The 18,351-nt window shown below is 62.8% G+C and carries 17 protein-coding genes; 10 read left to right on the top strand and 7 right to left on the bottom strand.

What is annotated here, in order from left to right; translation table 11 throughout:
- Window positions 1–69: 69 nt before the first annotated feature.
- The 8 genes from ACRQEC_RS02710 (at window position 70) to ACRQEC_RS02675 (ending at window position 8,558) form a co-directional block, all read left to right on the top strand.
- Complete coding sequence (locus ACRQEC_RS02710; RefSeq protein WP_435729886.1) at window positions 70–1,605, top strand: amino acid permease; 1,536 nt, start codon at window positions 70–72, stop codon at window positions 1,603–1,605.
- Window positions 1,606–1,827: 222 nt separating this feature from the next.
- Complete coding sequence (glyA, locus tag ACRQEC_RS02705; protein ID WP_284889144.1) at window positions 1,828–3,138, top strand: serine hydroxymethyltransferase; 1,311 nt, start codon at window positions 1,828–1,830, stop codon at window positions 3,136–3,138.
- Entirely contained in the window at window positions 3,138–4,172 is a 1,035-nt protein-coding gene (locus ACRQEC_RS02700; protein WP_435729888.1) for a bifunctional methylenetetrahydrofolate dehydrogenase/methenyltetrahydrofolate cyclohydrolase, read from the top strand. Before glyA ends, ACRQEC_RS02700 begins: the two co-directional genes overlap by 1 nt.
- A gap of 1 nt (window position 4,173) precedes the next feature.
- Window positions 4,174–5,010, top strand: coding sequence for an exodeoxyribonuclease III (locus ACRQEC_RS02695; RefSeq protein WP_284889142.1), 837 nt, complete (start codon window positions 4,174–4,176; stop codon window positions 5,008–5,010).
- A 58-nt stretch (window positions 5,011–5,068) separates the two neighbouring features.
- Window positions 5,069–6,367 carry a YihY/virulence factor BrkB family protein gene (locus tag ACRQEC_RS02690; protein ID WP_284889141.1) on the top strand — a complete coding sequence of 433 codons (1,299 nt, stop codon included), beginning with the start codon at window positions 5,069–5,071 and terminating at the stop codon, window positions 6,365–6,367.
- A 2-nt stretch (window positions 6,368–6,369) separates the two neighbouring features.
- On the top strand, window positions 6,370–7,494 hold the full coding sequence (locus ACRQEC_RS02685) for a mannose-1-phosphate guanylyltransferase (protein WP_284889139.1): 1,125 nt from the start codon (window positions 6,370–6,372) through the stop codon (window positions 7,492–7,494).
- A 58-nt stretch (window positions 7,495–7,552) separates the two neighbouring features.
- A complete protein-coding gene (locus ACRQEC_RS02680; RefSeq protein WP_026429527.1) occupies window positions 7,553–8,335 on the top strand; it encodes an LOG family protein in 783 nt (260 codons plus the stop codon).
- Between the two features lie 55 nt (window positions 8,336–8,390).
- On the top strand, window positions 8,391–8,558 hold the full coding sequence (locus ACRQEC_RS02675; RefSeq protein WP_016442993.1) for a DUF3117 domain-containing protein: 168 nt from the start codon (window positions 8,391–8,393) through the stop codon (window positions 8,556–8,558).
- Window positions 8,559–8,773: 215 nt separating this feature from the next.
- On the opposite strand, the gene ACRQEC_RS02670 is transcribed toward ACRQEC_RS02675, so the two are convergent.
- The 5 genes from ACRQEC_RS02670 to ACRQEC_RS02650 all read right to left on the bottom strand — a co-directional run bounded on the left by ACRQEC_RS02670 (window position 8,774) and on the right by ACRQEC_RS02650 (window position 14,098).
- On the bottom strand, window positions 8,774–9,397 hold the full coding sequence (locus tag ACRQEC_RS02670) for an O-methyltransferase (RefSeq protein ID WP_284889137.1): 624 nt from the start codon (window positions 9,395–9,397) through the stop codon (window positions 8,774–8,776).
- A gap of 107 nt (window positions 9,398–9,504) precedes the next feature.
- A complete protein-coding gene (locus ACRQEC_RS02665; protein ID WP_284889135.1) occupies window positions 9,505–10,662 on the bottom strand; it encodes an Mrp/NBP35 family ATP-binding protein in 1,158 nt (385 codons plus the stop codon).
- Entirely contained in the window at window positions 10,649–11,290 is a 642-nt protein-coding gene (locus ACRQEC_RS02660) for a DUF1003 domain-containing protein (RefSeq protein ID WP_026429524.1), read from the bottom strand. The genes ACRQEC_RS02665 and ACRQEC_RS02660 overlap by 14 nt, the downstream gene beginning before the upstream one ends.
- A complete protein-coding gene (locus tag ACRQEC_RS02655) occupies window positions 11,283–12,572 on the bottom strand; it encodes a magnesium transporter MgtE N-terminal domain-containing protein (protein WP_284889132.1) in 1,290 nt (429 codons plus the stop codon). The genes ACRQEC_RS02660 and ACRQEC_RS02655 overlap by 8 nt, the downstream gene beginning before the upstream one ends.
- Window positions 12,572–14,098, bottom strand: a complete 1,527-nt coding sequence (locus ACRQEC_RS02650; RefSeq protein WP_284889130.1) for an aminopeptidase P family protein — start codon at window positions 14,096–14,098, stop codon at window positions 12,572–12,574. The genes ACRQEC_RS02655 and ACRQEC_RS02650 overlap by 1 nt, the downstream gene beginning before the upstream one ends.
- Before the next feature lie 157 nt (window positions 14,099–14,255).
- On the opposite strand from ACRQEC_RS02650, the gene ACRQEC_RS02645 reads away from it, so the two are divergent.
- Window positions 14,256–15,095, top strand: a complete 840-nt coding sequence (locus tag ACRQEC_RS02645; protein ID WP_284889129.1) for a PHP domain-containing protein — start codon at window positions 14,256–14,258, stop codon at window positions 15,093–15,095.
- 216 nt (window positions 15,096–15,311) lie between these two features.
- On the top strand, window positions 15,312–15,938 hold the full coding sequence (locus ACRQEC_RS02640) for a MarC family protein (RefSeq protein WP_026429521.1): 627 nt from the start codon (window positions 15,312–15,314) through the stop codon (window positions 15,936–15,938).
- Between the two features lie 85 nt (window positions 15,939–16,023).
- On the opposite strand, the gene ACRQEC_RS02635 is transcribed toward ACRQEC_RS02640, so the two are convergent.
- Window positions 16,024–17,715: a DEAD/DEAH box helicase gene (locus tag ACRQEC_RS02635; protein ID WP_284889128.1), complete on the bottom strand. Its 1,692-nt coding sequence runs from the start codon at window positions 17,713–17,715 to the stop codon at window positions 16,024–16,026.
- Between the two features lie 259 nt (window positions 17,716–17,974).
- Window positions 17,975–18,199: a DUF3107 domain-containing protein gene (locus tag ACRQEC_RS02630; RefSeq protein WP_087070621.1), complete on the bottom strand. Its 225-nt coding sequence runs from the start codon at window positions 18,197–18,199 to the stop codon at window positions 17,975–17,977.
- Window positions 18,200–18,351: the final 152 nt, after the last annotated feature.

Raw genomic sequence — 18,351 nt, 5'->3', positions numbered from 1 at the left:
GGCGGTGGCGCGACCACCGCGGGGAGCGGGCCCGCCCACAGGGCGCCGCGATGAAGGAGCTGAGAAAACGTGGCACCAGAGCAAGCTGGACAACCTGGGCGAGCTGCACAAGCTGAGCGGGCCGAACAACCCGAGCTAGCCGCGCAATCTGCGCAGTCTGAGCAATCCGCCGAGCCGCAGCTGCAACGCGGCCTGCACGCCCGCCACCTCACCATGATCGCGGTGGGCGGGGCGATTGGCACCGGGCTCTTCGTGGCTTCGGGTGAAACAATCAGCCAGGCCGGCCCGGGCGGGGCTCTGGTGGCCTACGGGCTCATCGGCATGATGGTCTACCTCCTCATGCAATCCTTAGGGGAAATGGCGGCCTACCTGCCGGTCGCCGGCTCCTTCGAAGAATACGGGCGGCGTTTCGTTTCCCCGTCCTTCGGTTTCGCCACGGGCTGGAACTACTGGTACAACTGGGCCATCACCGTGGCCGCCGAGCTGTCCGCCGCGGCGCTCGTTATGAAGTACTGGTACCCGGACACCCCCGGCTGGGTGTGGTCCGCGGTCTTTTTGGCCCTCCTCATTTTGCTCAACGCGCTCTCGGTGCGCACCTACGGGGAAGGCGAATTCTGGTTCGCCCTCATTAAAGTGGTGACGGTCCTTGCCTTTATCGCGGTGGGCCTGCTCATGATCGCCGGCGTGTTCGGGGCCAGCCCCGGGCTCGCGCACTGGACGGAAGGCGAGGCGCCTTTCGTGAACGGCGGGGCGGGAATCCTCGCGGTCTTCATGGTGGCCGGTTTCTCCTTCCAGGGCACCGAAATGGTGGGCATCGCCGCGGGGGAGGCCCGCGACCCCGCCACCACCGTCCCGCGCGCTACCCGCACAATTTTCTGGCGCATCCTCATTTTCTACATCGGCGCGATCGTGGTGGTGGGCACCCTGGTGGCCTACAGCGACCCGAATCTGCTGCGCACCGACATCTCCGATATCGCCGTCTCGCCCTTCACCCTGGTATTCGAGCGGGCCGGGGTGGCTTTCGCGGCCGCGGTTATGAACGCCGTTATTCTCACCGCGGTGCTCTCGGCCGGAAACTCCGGACTCTACGTATCCACCCGCATGCTTTTCGCACTCGCCGAACAGGGCAGCGCCCCGAAATTCCTGGCGCGCTTGACCCGCCGCGGCGTCCCACTCAACGCCATGATCATCACGATTCTGGTGGCCACCGCCTGCTTCATCTCCTCCTTCATGGGCGACGGCAAAGCTTATGCCTGGCTCGTCAATGCCTCCGGGCTGGCCGGTTTTATCACGTGGATGGGCATCGCGTGGAGCCATTACAATTTCCGCCGCGCCTTCATCGCCCAGGGCCGCAGCCTCGACGAACTCCCCTTCAAAGCGCGGTTCTACCCGGCCGGCCCCATCGTGGCGCTGGTGATGTGCGCGGTGGTGATTGTGGGGCAGAGCTACCTCATTATTACCTCCGGCGGCGGCGCCCTCGACCTGCTCTCCTCCTATATCGGATTGCCGCTTTTCTTCGGCCTGTGGTGGGGCCACAAACTCGTCACGAAGAGCCCCGCCGCGGATTTGGCGCACGCCGATCTGAGCGCCCCCAAGATTTCCTAAGTGTCACGTTGTGCGTGCGGCGCGGCGTTGTTGCACGGCGCGGCCCTTTTGCGCGGGTGCTCGCTGTTCGCGGGCCGTGCGTCGTCGTTCCCATCCTCGGGTAGCACGACGATGCCGCAACGGCCCGCGTGGTCCGGAAAGCTTCGCTGCAATTTTTGTGTCGCACCCCCGCGGTAGACTGTCGACCTAACAGCGAAGGCGTGGAAGGTGTGGAGGAGAGACATGAGTACACCACTGGATGAACCTTTGGCCGTGGCGGACCCGGAAGTTGCCGCGATTCTCACCGGAGAATTGCGCCGCCAGCAAGAAGGCTTGGAAATGATCGCGTCGGAGAATTTCGTATCCCGCGCGGTTCTGCAAGCTCAGGGCTCTGTTCTCACCAATAAGTACGCGGAAGGCTATCCCGGGCGGCGCTACTACGGGGGCTGCGAATGGGTGGATAAGGCCGAAACCCTCGCCATTGAGCGGGCAAAAAGCCTGTTCGGGGCTGATTACGCGAACGTGCAACCCCATTCGGGGGCCTCGGCGAATGCCGCCGTCTACCACGCGATGGTGAAACCCGGGGGCAAAGTACTGGGCATGGCCCTTGATCAGGGCGGGCATCTCACCCACGGCATGAAACTCAATTTCTCCGGGCGTAACTATGAGGTAGCCGCCTACCACGTCAATCCGGAAACCTATCTTCTCGATATGGATGAGGTGCGTGAAACCGCGCTGCGCGAACGCCCCGCCATGATTATCGCCGGGTGGTCCGCCTACCCGCGCCACCTAGACTTCGCGGCTTTCCGCTCCATCGCTGATGAAGTCGGCGCGGTGCTCTGGACGGATATGGCCCATTTCGCCGGCCTGGTGGCCGCCGGGCTGCACCCCAATCCCCTCCCGTACTCGGATGTGGTTACCACCACCATCCACAAAACCCTGGGCGGGCCCCGCTCGGGAATGATCCTCTCCGCTCGCGGGGAAGAATACGGTAAAAAACTCAATTCCGCGGTGTTCCCGGGCAACCAGGGCGGCCCGCTCATGCACGTGGTTGCCGCGAAAGCGGTGGCCCTCGGCTACGCGGCCACGGAAGAATTCCGCGAGCGCCAACGCCGCACCTTGGAAGGCGCCCAGATCCTGGCCGCGCGGCTCACAGAAGCAGATGTGGCGCAGGCCGGTATTTCGATTATTTCCGGGGGCACGGATGTGCACCTGGTCCTCGTGGATCTGCGCAATGCCGCGATCAACGGCCGGGAAGGGGAGGACCTACTGGGCAGCATCGGTATTACCGTCAATCGCAACGGGGTCCCCTATGACCCGCGCCCGCCCTTCGTCACCTCCGGGCTGCGCATCGGCACCCCGGCGCTGGCCACCCGCGGCTTCGGCCCGGAAGAATTCACGGAAGTTGCCGATATTATTGCCCGCGCCCTCATCGCCGGGCACGCCGCACCGGTGGAGGAGCTGCGTTTCCGGGTGCGCGCGCTCGCGGACCGCTTCCCGCTCTACGCCGGCCTCGATCAAGTGGGAGCCACCCAGAACGGGGAAGCTCAGTAATGGCAGCGCAACTTTTGGATGGGCGCGCGGTGGCCGCCGCCATAAAAGATGAACTGCGGGTGCGGGTGGAAGCCCTGCGCGCTCGCGGCTACACTCCCGGGCTCGGCACCGTGCTGGTGGGTGATAACCCGGCCTCCGCGGCGTATGTGCGCGGTAAACACCGCGATTGCGCGGAGGTGGGTATCGCCTCTCTACAAGTGGAACTGCCGGCTAGCGCCACCGCGGCAGATGTGGCCGGTGCGCTGCGCGATCTCAATACCAACCCGGCCTGCACCGGGTACATTCTCCAGCTGCCTCTCCCAGCCGGGCTGCCCGAAGCCCGCCTCATCGAAGCGATCGACCCGGATAAAGATGCCGACGGGCTCCACCCGATTAACCTCGGGCGCTTGGTGGCCGGCGTGAGCGGCCAGCTCACCTCCCCGCTGCCCTGCACCCCGGCCGGCATCGTGGAGCTGATCGAACGCCACGGGCTCAGCCTTGCCGGCAAACACGTAGTGGTCCTCGGGCGCGGAATCACGGTGGGAAGAAGCATCGGCCTTCTCCTCACCCAGAAAAATATCAATGCCACCGTCACGCTCTGCCACACCGGCACCCCGAATATTCCCGAACTGTGCCAGCGCGCTGATGTCATTATCGCCGCGGTGGGCCAGGCTGGTTTCGTTCGCCCGGACTGGGTGGCGCCCGGTGCCGTCGTTATTGATGTGGGAGTAACTCGGGAGCGCACCGCGGAAGGAAAATGGCGCACCCTCGGGGATGTAGACCCGGGCGTACGCGATCACGCAGCCTGGGTATCACCCAATCCCGGCGGGGTGGGCCCGATGACCCGCGTCATGCTGCTCAGCAACGTCGTTGATATGGCCGAACGCTGCGCTGCGGAGCAAGCCGCGGGGGAGCAGACCGCGGCAGCACAGCAAAGCGCAGCTGGCCCGGACATGCCGGCGCAGCGCGCAACCGAACAGCAGGGCCCAGCAGGAGAGTACGCAGCAGCACAGATCCTCCCGGAACAGTTCGGGGCGGGGCAGGAAGGGGAATGAGATGCGGATAAGCACCGTCAACGTCAATGGAATTCGCGCGGCCGCGCGCAAAGGAATCGCAGCCTGGCTGGAAGCCACCGCCGCGGATATCATCCTGCTTCAAGAAGTGCGTGCCCCCGCGGATATCACCGCAGACATTTTCGCGGGCACCGGCTACCGCATCTACACGGCCGTTTCGGATATCAAAGGCCGGGCTGGGGTTGCGGTCGCGGTGCGGGAAGGCATCAATGTGGGTGAAGTTCGGGATCATCTGGGCGTGGGCGCGGATGGAAAGCCCGTCACTGAAGAAGCGCCGGTGGATAGCGGGCGCTGGCTCGAAGTGGAACTCCCGGATTACCAGCTGCGGGTGGTGAGCGCCTACCTGCATTCGGGCGTGGCGGATAAGCCAGAAAAGATGGCGGCAAAATACGCGCACCTGGAACGGGTAAGCGCCCGCTTAGCGCAATTCGATCCGGCCGCCCGCACCCTCGTTGCCGGGGATTTCAATATCGTCCACACCGAAGCCGATATTGAGAACTGGAAATCCAACCACAACCGCACCTCCGGGGTGCTCGATGATGAAATCGCCTACCTGGATCGGTGGTTCGGTGGGCCCTGGGTGGATGTGCAACGCGCTCTGCTGGAACACAAGGGGCACGAAGGTAAAGGGCCCTACACCTGGTGGAGCCAGCGCGGCAAAGCTTTCGATAACAACGTGGGCTGGCGTATCGACTACCATATGGCCAGCCCGAAGCTTGCCGCCACCGCCCAAAGCTTCACCATCGGGAGGGCAGCCTCCTATGCGGAACGCTGGTCGGATCACGCCCCGCTCACGGTGGACTACCAACTCGAAGGCTAAGCTCGTTGAGGAATCAAAAACTTCTGTTTTTGTCGTAGGCCTCACGTACCATGGCTATGTGACACAGCAGAACACAGTGATGGATAGGACTTTCCGGGCTCTCGGGGTGGATCGGCGCGGGCGGCAAGCCGCCCGGCGCGGTGCACCCAGCGGAGCCCAGGTGGCAGAAAGCGGCATGGGCGGCGTCGTACACAAAGGAAAAGCCCTGGTTGAATGGGTGCAAGGCACGCGCATCATGCGGGGGATCGGCCGCTATGGTAAAGCCCGCGGGGGCCTGCTCGCCGGTGGAATCGCCTATTCGGCACTTTTCGCCATCACCGCGGCGCTCACCATTTCCTGGACCGTGTTTATGGCCACCCTCGGCAGGAACGCGCAGCTACGGGAAACCGTGGTGGATGCCGTCAATGCGGCCCTGCCTGGCATCCTCCAAGACTCCTCCGGGGAAGGACTCATCAACCCTGATGACCTCATCCTCTCGGGCACCTCGGTGGTGGCAACCATCATCGCGGGAGCCGTGCTGCTGTGGACGGCCATGTCCATTATGGCCGGGCTCTCCACCGCCATTGGAGCCATGTTCGGGGTGAATCAGCGAACCGAAAACGGGGCGGTGAGTATCCTTTTCCGGCTGGCGGGCTTCGTGGTGCTCGGCCTGGGAATCCTCACCTCCGCGATTATCGGCTCCCTCGTCGGCTCGGTAGGAACCCTGCTCCTCACCCATCTGGGGTTAGATGGAGCCCTCGTGCAATTCGGAACCAAAATTGCGGTTTTCCTGCTCGCGGCCACCGTCGATGCGCTCGTCATCATGTTCATTATTCGCTTCACCTCCGGAATACGGGTACCCCGCCGTGATTTCATCACGGGGGCGGCCCTCGGTGCGCTCCTCCTTTCCCTCATTCGGGTAATCGGTACGTCCGCGGTATCCAGCGTGTCCGGGAACCCGCTCCTCGCGCCCTTCGCCGCTATTGCCACGCTGCTGCTCTGGCTCAACCTCGCCTCGCGTATTGTGCTCATGGTCTCCGCCTATATGGCCAACCCGCCGCGGGCCTACGTGGCACAGGACCCGGAAGAACTGCGGGCCACCACCACTCCCAATTACGTCACTCTTTCCGTTCCGGAAACACTCACGTGGCCGCATGACCCCATTACCGGATCCCTGCTGCCCGAACCGGATAACGCCGCCGAAGATGAGGAAGAAGAACTTCCCGAATGGGGCGGTTTGGCCGGGAACCTGGCTCGCCGCCGGGCCGAAAAGCTAGAATCAAAGGCGCGTGAGGCACAGCTCAAAGCTGAGGAAGCTCGCGCGCACTACGTGAACGGGCAACGCGAACTCGCCCGCTCGCAGCGAAAGGACAGCTAGGCGTGACATTCCATGCGATTATTCCCGCCGGGGGAGCCGGCTCACGGCTGTGGCCACTCTCGCGGGCCAGCCACCCGAAATTCCTGGTCGATTTCGGATCCGGGCACACCATGATTCACGATACGGTAACCCGGCTCGCCCCGCTCGCATCCAGTATCTACACCGTGACGGGCGCCGCCCACGCCGCGGCCGTCCGCGAGCAACTCGCCGATATCCACACGCCCCTCCACTACGTGGTTGAACCGAGCCCGCGCGGCACCATGGCCGCCATCGGCATCGCCGCCGCGCTCGCTCACCGCTCCGACCCGGATGCCCTGGTCGGATCCTTCGCGGCCGATCACCGCATCTCCAATACCGCGGCGTTTACTACTGCTGTACGCACCGCGCTAGGCGCGGCAGAGCGCGGCTACCTGGTTACCCTCGGGATTACCCCGACCGGGCCGGCCACCGGGTTCGGCTATATTCGTGCCGGTGAGCCGCTCGCTGGCGGATCGGTCGTTGGTGAACCGCTCACGGGCGATACCACCGCCTTAGCGGTAGAAAAATTCGTGGAAAAACCGGATGCGGATACTGCCGCAAGCTACCTCGCGCAGGGTGGCTACTACTGGAACGCTGGGATTTTCGTGGCCCGCGCGGCCACCCTCATGGATATGCTCACCGAATACCGCCCCGATATCGCGGCCCCGCTGCGCCAGCTAGCCCAGCTGTGGGATCTGGACTCGGTCCAGCAATCCGCACAGGTAGAAGAACTATGGGCCTCCATCCCCAAGGAAGTCATTGACCGGGCGGTAGCCGAACCGGCCGCGGCGGCCGGGCGAGTGGCCGTGGTTCCGGCAGATATGGGCTGGTCCGATGTGGGGGATTACGATTCCCTCGCCGAAGGCATCCCCGCCGGCGAACTCACCACTCAACGGGTTCCGGGAAGCACGGGGGCTCCGGTGCTCGCCATTGATGCGCCGGATTCACTGGTGTACAGCTCGGCGAAGCCCGTCGTCGTAGTAGGAGTGCCGGGCGCCGTCGTTATTGATACCGAAAACGCACTTTTGGTGACCACGCGGGAGAAAGCACAGGACGTCAAAAAGGCCGTCGACGGTCTGGACGCGGCAGGGCTCAGGGATCTGAGATAGTTTTCCGCTCCGCGTAGCGGGGTGGAAGGCGCGCAGGCAGCGAAGGACAATAGAAACCATGAACACACGCGACTATCGGCGCGGGGCGCAAACCCGGCGCGGCACCCAGATTCCGCCCGTCACCGCGGATACCAAGCTGCTCTCCAACCGCAGCAACGGGGACTGGACCCTCAGCGACCCGTGGCGAGTGCTGCGCATCCAATCCGAATTCGTGGAAGGATTCGGGGCGCTCGCCCACGTGCCGCCCTGCGTCTCGATTTTCGGTTCGGCGCGCACCGGGCGTGAGTCTCGCTACTACCGGGTGGCCGAAGAAACCGCCGATATCCTCAGCCAGCAGGGCTTCGGAATTATTACCGGGGGCGGGCCGGGGATTATGGAAGCCGCCAATAAAGGCGCCGCGGCTAATGACGGCCTCTCCATCGGCCTCGGGATCGAACTCCCGCACGAACAGGGCCTCAACGAATACGTGAACCTCGGCATTGAATTCCGCTACTTCTTCGTGCGCAAAACAATGTTCCTCAAGTATTCCCAAGGCTTCGTGGTACTCCCGGGCGGTTTCGGCACCCTCGACGAACTCTTCGAAGCCCTCACCCTGGTACAAACCGGTAAAGTTGCCGGATTCCCGGTGGTGCTGGTGGGCAGTGATTTCTGGGGTGGCCTCGTGGAGTGGATCCGCGGGCGCCTCGTCAGCGAAGGTATGATTTCGCCCGCAGATCCGAATATTTTCACCGTGGTGGATACCGCTCGCGAGGCTGTTGATGCTCTTATCGCAGGTCAGCGCTCCCTCACGGCGGAACAAGCCACGCGACAAGCTCGCCGCGAACAGGTGGCAGACTTCTAGTAGAATTAGGGGTGACGTTAGTCGCATAGTTGCGGCGAACAGGAAGGAAACCACTATGGCAGCTATGAAGCCACGCACAGGTGATGGGCCGCTGGAAGTCGAACGTGAAGCGCGCGGAATCGTGGTTCGTATTCCGGTGGATGGCGGCGGACGCCTCGTCCTAGAACTCAACGACGAAGAATGCGTCAGCCTCAAAGAAGCTCTCGCAAGCGTGGAGAAGTAACCACCACCAACCTATCTGTACCTACTACCTATCCGGGGGCCAGCCAGCGGGCGCGGCCCCCGGATGCTATGCGCTCGGAGCGCGCGGAGTGCTCGGAAACCCGGACACTATGTGTTCAGGAACCGGCGGATAGTATGCGTTCAGGAACCGGCGTGCTCAAGCGTGTCGCGGTTGGATCTGAAGGGCAGCCCGGTTAGATCCGGAGGGCGGTTCGGTTAACGCAGGCGGCAGACCAGCACGCCATCGCCGAGAGGCACCAGGCTGCTATCGAGTTCTTCGGCCCGCATAAGCGCCTTAATGAGGTGCCGTATCGCGACGACGGGTTCTTCGCGGCGTGCCGGATCAGCCACTTTGCCGCCTTGAAGGGCGCCAGCCACCACCAGGAGGCCGCCGGGTCGCAAAATCCGCAATGCTTCTTCACAGTCGCCGGCAGCCTCGAGGGGATCGCCGTCGACAAGAACCATATCGTAGGAGCGGGCCGCTAGCCGCGGCAAAATATCCGCACTGCGCCCGTTAATAATGCGCACTTTCCCGGGCCTGGCCCCAGCCCGAGCGAAGAGCGAGCGGGCCACGTGCTGGGCTTCGGACTCCACGTCAATCGTGGTGAGGTGAATATCCCCGGCGCGCAGCAGGTAGAGGCCGGAAACTCCGCTGCCCGTCCCGATTTCCACCGCGTTCGTGACCTTTGCGCAGGCCGCCAGCACGGTGAGGAAGTTCCCGCAGGCCGGGCTCACGCAGCGGATGGAAAACTCAGCGGCGGTGGCGCGGGCCGCCCGGGTAATATCCCCCTCGATAACGGCGTCTTCAGCGTATGTCCACGCTAGGGTCCGATCGGACATAAGCCTCCTCCAAAACAGGGATCGTGCGCAGCAGTGTTTCTATCATAGTGCGCTGTGCCATGACGCGGGATACGCGCGCCGGGCTAAGCGGCAGGGCGCGCGCTGGACTAGTCAGCCGGCGACCCGCGCCGCGGCAGCTCTTGGATACGCGCTGCTAGGCCGCGCAGAATATCACGCGCGGGGGAGTCCACCATATCGAGGACGAATGGCGTCCCCGCATCGCAACCCTCCCGCAACGCCGGCTCCAGCGGAATCTGGGCGAGAAGCTCGACCGGATACCCGAGGGTCGCGCTGAGATTCGTGGCGACGAGCTGCCCGCCACCGGAACCAAAAATAGTATTTTTTGTTCCGTCCGGTAGTTCCAGGTAGGACATATTTTCGACGACGCCGATAACAGTCTGCTCAGTTTGCTTGGAAACTGCACCGGCCCGTTCAGCCACGTCCGCGGCAGCAGTTTGCGGCGTCGTGACAACGAGGATATCCGCGCGGGGCAGCATCTGTGCCAAAGAAATAGCGACGTCGCCCGTCCCCGGGGGTAAATCGAGGAAAACAAAATCGAGATCCCCCCAGTACACGTCCGCGAAGAATTGTTCGAGGGCCTTGTGGAGCATGGGGCCGCGCCAAACCACCGGGGTATTCCCGGGCACAAACATGCCGATGGACATGACTTTCACGCCGTGGGCGACCGGGGGGATGATCATGCCGTTGAGCTGCTGGGCGGGGGTATCCACTCCCATCATCCCGGGGATGGAAAAACCGTAAATATCGGCATCGATGAGGCCTACGCGTTGGCCGGTGGCGGCCAGGGCAACCGCGAGATTCGCGGCGACGGAGGATTTACCGACACCGCCTTTTCCGGAGGCCACCGCAATAACGCGGGTGGGGGAGTCGGGGCGCGCGAAAGAGATCTCCCGGGTGGTGCGCCCCCCGCGCAGCTTCTGCTGGAGGTGCTGTACCTGGAGAGGCGTCATAGCACCCATGGTGATGGTGATAGTACCTACGCCCTCAAGTGGGGAAATGGCTTCGCGGACTTCCTTTTCGATGACGTCTTGGCGCGGGCAGTGCACGGTGGTGAGAAGCACCGTGAGGGTGACATTACCTTCCGGGCTTACCCGCAGCCCGTGGATCATATCCAGTTCGGTAATCGGGTGGCGTAGCTCCGGGTCGATGACCCCGGAGAGGGCTTCCAGAACCCGATCCTTGGTGAGGGTAGTGGCCGCGGGTGAGCGCGGCACCGAATTGGAAACAGGATCACTCGTGGGCACCGGGCTCCTCCCTAGGGCGGTCGAGCGCGGCGCGGGCGTGGTCATCTCCCGGATCAACGGGAGTATCACGGGCTTCGCGCTGGGCTTTGACCGCATCGAGTTCTTCTTGCAATTCGCGGATGCGTTCTTCGCGTTCGGCGGCGCGGTCAATATTGCGGTCATCCAGTTCGTGGAGTAAATCGCGCAATTCCGAACGCACAAAATCACGGGTGGCCATATCGCCCACCGCATCGCGTAAACCCGCAATTTCACGCATGAGGTATTCGGTATCCGCCAGGTTCCGATCCGCCCGCTGGCGGTCCTGCTCAGCGCTCACCTTATCCCGGGCATCCTGGCGGTTCTGGGCTAGCAGGATGAGGGGCGAGGCGTAGGAGGCCTGTAAGGAAAGCATGAGCGTGAGCGCGGTGAAACCGAATTCAGCAGAATCAAATTGCCATTTTTCGGGGGCCATGGTGTTCCACGCCAGCCACGCCACCACGAAAATGGTCAGGTAAACCAGGAAACTCGCGGTGCCCTGGAAGCGGGCAATGCTTTCCGCGGCGCGCCCGGCAGCTTCCGGATCCTTGCGGCGCCGGCGCCGAAACAAGCGGCTGCGGCGTTCGAGTGGTTCATTGAAATCATTAGCCACGGTTCACCTCGTTCGTCGTGGATGCGGTGGCGTTTTCGGAATCCGTGCCCTCCCAGGAATCGTCCATATCACGCCAATCCTCGGGGAGGAGGTGGTCGAGAACGTCGTCAACCGAGACCGCCCCGAGGAGGAGCCCCTGGTCTACTACCGGGACAGCGGTGAGGTTATAGGTGGCTAATTCGCGGGTGACTGAACCGATGGGGGCTTCCGGATCCACACCTTCGGTATTGCGATCCAGAATGGAACCGAGCATCGTGGTCGGGGGTTCGCGCAGCGCCCGCTGGATATGTACTGCGCCCAGATACCGCCCCGTGGGAGTTTCCAAAGGCGGGCGGCACACAAAAGCTACCGCGGCCAGCGCCGGAGGAATATCCGGGCGGGAGGCTGCGGCCAGAGCTTGGGCGACCGTATCATCCGGGCCAAGGATCACCGGGTTGGGGGTCATGAGACCACCGGCGGTGCGCTCGTCATAGGTGAGGAGGCGGCGCACATCCTGCGCTTCGCCCTCACTCATGGAGTCGAGGAGGATCGCGGCTGTTTCAGAAGGAAGATCGGCCATGAGGTCGGCTGCGTCGTCGGGCTGCATCACGTCCAGAACGTCACCGGCACGTTCCACATCCAAGCCGGCCAGCACCGTGACGCGGTCCTCATCACCGAGTTCTTCCAGGACGTCCGCGAGCTTTTCGTCCGTAAGCTCCCGGGCGACCGATTGCATCCGTTCCTCGGGTAGATCACGCAAAATTTCCGCAATATCCCACGGCTTGAGATCCACCAGCTGGGAGACGATGGAAGCGGCTCCCTGGGTGTGGCTCGCGGTGGACAGGCCGGCCACTTCGCTCACCTTGAGGATTTCCGAATGGCGGGAATTCGTGCCGATTCCGCGCACATACACCTGGGTGAGGCCCCATTCGCGCCCGCGCAGCGGCTCAATGGCCGCGTCTACGACGCTCATGCGGGTGCCGGTTTCCCGCACCACCACTTCGCGGTCAATGAGCTGGGCCATAACGAGTGTTTCCGAACTGCGCTGCTGGAAGCGCCGCATATTGAGCACACCCGTAATGATGACCTGGCCGTTCGCGATGGAGGTGACGCGGGTAATGGGCAGGAAGACCCGCCGCCGCCCCACCACATCAATGGTGAGCCCGACCGCGGACGGTACCCCTTTGACGCGGAACACCACGACGACATCATGGACGGTACCCACCTGGTCGCCAATGGGATCGTAGACGGGGGTACCGGCCAGCCGCCCAATAAAAACGCGAGAATTTTGCGAGGTTTTCATTAGCGCTGCACCCGCGTGAACCATTCTTCGATATCAGCGATGGTCCGCGGTATATCTTCCGAGAGGCGCTCAGCGCCGTTTTCCGTGATGAGGATATCGTCCTCGATGCGCACCCCGATTCCGCGGAAACGTTCGGGAACTTTGAGGTCATCTTCGCGGAAGTACAGGCCCGGTTCGATGGTGAAGACCATCCCCGGTTTCAATTCCGCATCCAGGTACATATCCCGGCGAGCGGCCGCGCAGTCATGCACATCCAAGCCGAGGTGATGGGAGGTGCCGTGCGGCATCCAACGCCGGTGATACTGGCCTTCGGGGGCCAGGGACTGCGCGGCAGTGCCGGGGAGCATGCCCCACTTTTCCAGGTACGCGGCAATAACTTCCATGGCGGCGGCGTGCACATCCTTGAATTTCACGCCGGGGGTGCCGGCCACCTCCAGGGCGCGCTCAGCAGCTTCCAACACGGCGTTATAGACCTCCGCCTGTTCTTCCGTGAAAGTGCCAGTGACCGGGAGGGTGCGGGTGATATCCGCGGTGTAGAGAGAATCGAGTTCCACCCCAGCATCCACGAGGATGAGATCACCTTCGCGGACCTCACCATCATTCGTCATCCAATGGAGAGTATTGGCGTGGTTGCCGGAGGCGGCGATGGTGTCATATCCCAGGCCGTTGCCTTCTTCGCGGGCACGGGCGAAGAAGGCCCCTTCCACCACGCGTTCCCCGCGATGGTGGGCAACCGCGCGCGGCAGGCTACGAATAATCTCATCGAAACCGGAGTAGGTGGCCTCCACCGCCTTGCGCATTTCCCGCACTTCAAAATCATCTTTAATGAGGCGGAGTTCGGAGAGGGCCTGGGCCAGTTCCACATCTTGGGCAGAATCCTGCGAAAGCCCGGCCGCGGCACGCAAGTCATTTACCTGCGCGGTGATCTGTTCCGATGCTTCGGCGAGCACCCGGATGCTCACCTGGCCTTCCCCGAGATCCTTCGCGAGGGCATCGGGAAGATTATCCAGGGAATCGGTGGCCAAGCCGGTGGCGCGGCTGACTTCTTCCAGGGAGGGACGCGCCCCCACCCAGAATTCCCCGTGGGCCGGATCCGAATAAAACTCTTCTGAGGAACGCGAGGCGCGCGGGTAGAAGTAGAGGGTGACATCATGCCCACCTTCTTCACGCGGATTGAAAACAAGGACCGCGCCGGGTTCTTGTTCCCCGCCCAGGCCGGTCATATGCGAGAAAGCAGAGTGGGCGCGGAAGCGGTAATCGGTGTCATTAGCGCGCACTTTCGTTTCCCCAGCCGGGATAACCAGCCGTTCACCCGGGAAAAGCGCGGAAAGGGCGGCGTGGCGGGCCGGCAAATAATCTGCCACTTCCGTGCGCGGTGCCGGTTCGGGCCGGGGCCCCCAATCCGAGCCCATGAACTCCCGAAACTCGAGGTTACTGGGCTGCTGAGAACGGTTATTTCCGCGGGCGCGCAAATTTTGCTGCGCAGTATCCTGATCGTGCTGTCCCTTGGTAGTCATACCGTCCATTATCGCACCCTTTGCCGACATAAAAAGCCCCGCGAACTTTTCCGGCGCCGCGGGCAGCGCTGGGGTGCGGGGCGGCGCCGCGGTTACCCGCGCCCCGGCCGGCGCCAGGAAGCACCGCGGCCCCGCGCCCCGGCCAACGCCGACTAAGCTGGAGAGCATGGCCATCGATACCCACACTCATTCCACCGCCTCCGATTCCACGGTCACTCCGCGCGAACTCGTGGAGGAAGCCAGGAGTATCGGCCTGACCGGAATTGCGCTCACCGACCACGATACGGTGGCCGGATGGGAGGAGGCCGCCGCAGCGGCGGCCTCCTGCGCCGTCGTACTTATCCGTGGCATGGAGTTGTCCACGAAATGGGAAGGGATCACCTGCCATATCCTCGGGTATCTTTTCGATCCGCATGATGGCGCGATTCAGGAGCATATAGCTACCACGCGGGCATCGCGGCTCACCCGCACCCGGGCCATTGTGGAAAAGCTCAGCGCGGACGTGCCTATCACCTGGGATGATGTAGTGGCTCATACGCCCCCGGGGGCAACCGTCGGGCGGCCCCATATTGCCGATGCCCTGGTGGCGGCCGGTGTAGTTCCCACCCGGAGCGCGGCTTTTACCCACTATCTTTCCGTGCACGGACCCTACTATGTGTCGCATTACGCGCCGCAGGCTTGCGAGGCAATCCGGATGGTCACGGCGGCGGGCGGGAAAGCGGTGCTGGCCCACCCGGTGGCGCCCGCCCGCAATAAGGTGGTGCCCGAGCGCGCTTTTGAGGAGATGGCCGCGGCCGGGCTATTCGGCGTGGAGCTGCGCCACCCGGAAAACGATCCGACGCTGGTACCGGGCCTGGAACGCATTGCGGCGCGTTTGCAACTGCGCGGTTTCGGGGCGAGTGATTATCACGGGCGCGGGAAAACGAATCGGCTCGGGCAATACACCACGAGCCCGGATACTATCGCCGAGCTGGTCGACGGTACCGCGTTGCCTGTGCTAGGTTAAAACGCGCTTCACTGCCGTAGCGTTCCGGCGGGAGCCGGGTACCTGCGAGCGCCATTCCTACCCGGCGCGGGCGCGGCCGTGAAAATTTTCAGGATGTCTTTTCGATTCTCGCGGGGATGTCCTAGGATGGTGTCGTTATAAGTCCGGCTCGGTGTAAAACCGCTCCTGCGGATGTGGAGGACCTGGTCGCCGGGGAGAATCAGGAGGTACTGCCCCGTGGCCGTCTTTGATGTCACGATCTTCTTGTCCACCTTCATGACCCTGTTCGTTATCGCCGACCCGCTAGGTAACCTCCCGGTTTTCATCGCGCTCACCGCGCGTAATACCAATAAGGAACGCAATCGCGCGGCCTGGCAGTCGGTCCTCACCTCCGCGATTGTGCTAGCGATTTTCGCGGTTTTCGGTAAATACATTCTGGATTTGCTGGGTATTACCACCGCCGCCATGCAGATTTCGGGCGGTATTTTGCTCTTGCTTGTCGCCCTCCAGCTCATGCAAGACGAATCCAATCCGCAAGAAGAAGAGGCAAAGGCTTCTTCGGTGAATATCGCCCTGGTTCCCATGGGGATTCCGCTGCTAGCCGGCCCCGGCGCGATCGTCGCCATCATGATCAAGGTGGAGGAATCCGGCGACACCCTGGGCGGCATCCTCGCGATTATCGCCGCTTTTATCCTGCTGCACATTATTGAATGGGTGGTATTGCGTTTCGCTTCGCCCATGCACCGGCTCCTCGGCGAGGGCGGCACGGTGTTCCTCACCCGCATTGCCGGGATGCTGCTGGCCGCTATTTCGGTGCAGCTCATTATTGCCGGCGCAGTTTCCGTGTGGCCGGGCGCCGCGTAGGTTCTTCTTTCCCACGCAATTCTTAAAGTTCAGGCGGGCACCTCCGGGAAATGTGGAGGTGCCCGCCTGCGCTTGTTAATCCGCGTTAGTCCAGTTTGCGGGAGAGTTTACGACGACGCCGTTGCGTTCCTGCCTGCTCGCTAACCGCGGGAGTTTCGGCCCGCGTGCGAGGGGTGCCGAGCTTGCGGCGGGTGCGCCCGGAAGCGCTGCGCTGCTCTTTTTCTTCAGTACGACGACGCCCGCTTCCCGAGCGCTGCCCCTCCGTCGTTGTGGCCGTGGACGTGGCACGGCGCGATCCACGGGTGGAAGAAGAACGCCGCTCGCTCCCGCGTTCGCGCGGGCCGCGGCGCCCGCCCTGGCGGGCCGAGCGACGCTGAGAATTCCTGCGCCCGCCTCGCGAATGGCCGGTTTCGCCCAGATCTTCGATCTCTTCGGCATCCAGACCGGCCAGCACCCGCTGGGATTCGGGGAGAGTAGAGCCAGCATCGGTGGGAATATCAAGATCGGTGTAGAGGTGATCTGAAGTGTGGTAGGTCTCTACCGGATCGGCCATCCCGAGGTTGAGCTGCTTGCTAATAAGCGACCAGCGGGGCATATCTTCCCAGTCCACGAAGGTGACCGCGGTGCCCTTATTTCCGGCCCGGCCGGTGCGCCCGATACGGTGGATGTAGATCTTTTCATCTTCGGGGCACTGATAGTTGATGACGTGGGTGACATCGTCCACGTCAATACCGCGGGCGGCAACATCGGTTGCAACAAGCACGTCAATCTTGCCTTTGCGGAAGGCCCGAAGGGTTTGTTCCCGGGCTCCCTGGCCCAGATCTCCGTGCAGGGATCCCACCGCGAATCCGCGTTCGCGCAAGGTATCGGCCAGGCGGGCCGCGTTGCGCTTGGTGCGGCAGAAAATAATGGAGCGATCCCGGCCGCGGGCCTGGAGGATACGCGCAACCACTTCGTCTTTATTCAGGGCGTGGACGCGGTAGGCAACCTGGCGAATATTTTTCACGGTGGCGCTGTCATCACCGGGGGTATGGGCGCGAATATGCGTCGGTTTCGTCATGTAGCGGCGCGCCATGGTGATGACGGGGCCGGGCATGGTTGCCGAGAAGAGCATGGTGTGGCGGGTAGGTGGAACGGCGGAGAGGATTTTTTCGACGTCGTCCAAAAAACCGAGGTCGAGCATTTCATCGGCCTCATCGAGGACCACGGTGCGCACCCGGCTGAGCACGAGGGTACCGTGTTTCATGAGGTCGATGATGCGGCCCGGGGTGCCCACCACGATTTCAACGCCCTTAGCCAGGGCTTCTTGCTGGGGTTCATAGGCGCGTCCACCGTAAATATCGACGATACGCAAGGTGCGGTGGGCGGCGGCGTTACGCAGCTCCAAAGCAACCTGTTTGGCCAGCTCACGGGTAGGAAGCACGACGAGTGCCTGGGGCTTACCCTGATCTGCCGGCGGGATATTCTCCCAACCTTCTTCTCCCGGGCCTATCGAGACTTCGAGGAGCGGGATACCGAAACCGAGAGTTTTTCCGGTGCCGGTTTTCGCCTGCCCGATAATGTCGTGCCCGGTCAGGGCAACGGGAAGAGTGAGTGCCTGGATCGGGAAGGGGTGGGTAATGCCGTGCTCTTCCAGGGCACGAACGATAGGTTCGGAAACTCCGAAATCCGCGAAAGACTTGGTTTCGAGGCCTTCACCTGTGCCGGTGATATCAGCGGCGGGGGAGGTGTCGGTGGGTTCATGAGCGCGGGAGGAATCAATCACTCCGGAAGCCATATGCTGTCCTTTCTGCGTGCGCTAGCGCGCACGAGCTAGGGGTGGGTGCAGCAGTTGCGATATATGCCACATCAGCCGATTACGCACCGGCGACCGAGCACGCCACCCGAGGTAGCAGCCGATCGCGACAATCCCCAGCGACCGGGCAGCTACACATATCAATCACGCCTGGAGGCGGTGTACACGACCTCAGGCTCCCGGCTATTCTACGGCACTACGCCGGCCGGGCCGCTGCGACCTCCCGCGCACCACGAATTTCCTAGAGACCGAAACCAACCCGGCGGGTATCCTGCTCGCGGATTTCCACGAAAGCAATAGCATCAGCGGGAATGGTTACCTCACGATTCTTCTTCGCGGTGATACGCAGGGGCTTGCCTTCTCCACCCAGGCTGGCATCGACAAGCGCGCGCAATTCCTCAACCGAGGCATCCGTTTCCAAAATCAGATCACGGGTAGTTTCACGAAAACCAATAACGATTTCCATATGTTTCTCCTTGAATACTCTAGGGATGCGGAGCCGGAGGGCACCGCCGCGAGAGAGCCGGATAGCTCATCTTCGCGATGCATTCACAGTAGCGTTTGCGATGCCTCCACAGTAGCGGCCCCTTACGACAAAAAATTTTGTCGTAAGCCTCT

Source organism: Actinotignum saccati, from assembly GCF_051265055.1.
Taxonomy (GTDB): Bacteria; Actinomycetota; Actinomycetes; order Actinomycetales; family Actinomycetaceae; genus Actinotignum.
Note: the sequence above shows the minus strand (reverse complement) of the source record. Positions and strands in the feature narration are given on the sequence as shown.

What these genes read in the sequence shown, in the direction of transcription:
- ACRQEC_RS02635 (WP_284889128.1), bottom strand. Translation starts at nt 17,715, where the DNA reads ATGGCTTCCGGAGTGATTGATTCCTCCCGCGCTCATGAACCCACCGAC.
- ACRQEC_RS02645 (WP_284889129.1), top strand. Translation starts at nt 14,256, where the DNA reads ATGGCCATCGATACCCACACTCATTCCACCGCCTCCGATTCCACGGTC.
- ACRQEC_RS02650 (WP_284889130.1), bottom strand. Translation starts at nt 14,098, where the DNA reads ATGGACGGTATGACTACCAAGGGACAGCACGATCAGGATACTGCGCAG.
- ACRQEC_RS02695 (WP_284889142.1), top strand. Translation starts at nt 4,174, where the DNA reads ATGCGGATAAGCACCGTCAACGTCAATGGAATTCGCGCGGCCGCGCGC.
- ACRQEC_RS02655 (WP_284889132.1), bottom strand. Translation starts at nt 12,572, where the DNA reads ATGAAAACCTCGCAAAATTCTCGCGTTTTTATTGGGCGGCTGGCCGGT.
- ACRQEC_RS02670 (WP_284889137.1), bottom strand. Translation starts at nt 9,397, where the DNA reads ATGTCCGATCGGACCCTAGCGTGGACATACGCTGAAGACGCCGTTATC.
- ACRQEC_RS02630 (WP_087070621.1), bottom strand. Translation starts at nt 18,199, where the DNA reads ATGGAAATCGTTATTGGTTTTCGTGAAACTACCCGTGATCTGATTTTG.
- ACRQEC_RS02700 (WP_435729888.1), top strand. Translation starts at nt 3,138, where the DNA reads ATGGCAGCGCAACTTTTGGATGGGCGCGCGGTGGCCGCCGCCATAAAA.
- glyA (WP_284889144.1), top strand. Translation starts at nt 1,828, where the DNA reads ATGAGTACACCACTGGATGAACCTTTGGCCGTGGCGGACCCGGAAGTT.
- ACRQEC_RS02680 (WP_026429527.1), top strand. Translation starts at nt 7,553, where the DNA reads ATGAACACACGCGACTATCGGCGCGGGGCGCAAACCCGGCGCGGCACC.
- ACRQEC_RS02675 (WP_016442993.1), top strand. Translation starts at nt 8,391, where the DNA reads ATGGCAGCTATGAAGCCACGCACAGGTGATGGGCCGCTGGAAGTCGAA.